This window comes from Pseudomonas sp. SIMBA_067, assembly GCF_046534675.1.
Taxonomy (GTDB): Bacteria; Pseudomonadota; Gammaproteobacteria; order Pseudomonadales; family Pseudomonadaceae; genus Aquipseudomonas; species Aquipseudomonas putida.
Genome location: NZ_JAWRYH010000405.1, coordinates 1 through 273, shown reverse-complemented (window position 1 = coordinate 273; position 273 = coordinate 1). Strand labels below are relative to the sequence as shown.

1 pseudogene is annotated in these 273 nt (G+C 70.0%); it reads left to right on the top strand.

The features are described from left to right. A pseudogene (locus SB765_RS29635) lies at positions 1-273 on the top strand (benzoylformate decarboxylase); the annotation flags it as partial.

Sequence of the window (273 nt, the reverse complement as noted above, 5' to 3'; positions counted from 1 at the left end):
GGTGCAGGGGCTGTGCGAGCGCTTGTCGGCGGCGCGCAACCCCGTGCTGGTACTGGGGCCGGATGTCGATGGCTGCGGGGCCAACGGCCTGGCGGTGCAACTGGCGGAAAAGCTGCGCATGACCGCCTGGGTGGCGCCGTCGGCCTCACGTTGCCCGTTCCCGACGCGGCATGCGTGTTTCCGTGGAGTACTGCCGGCCTCGATCGCGGGCATCAGCCGCTGCCTGGCGGAGCACGACCTCATCCTGGTGGTGGGGGCACCGGTTTTTCGCTA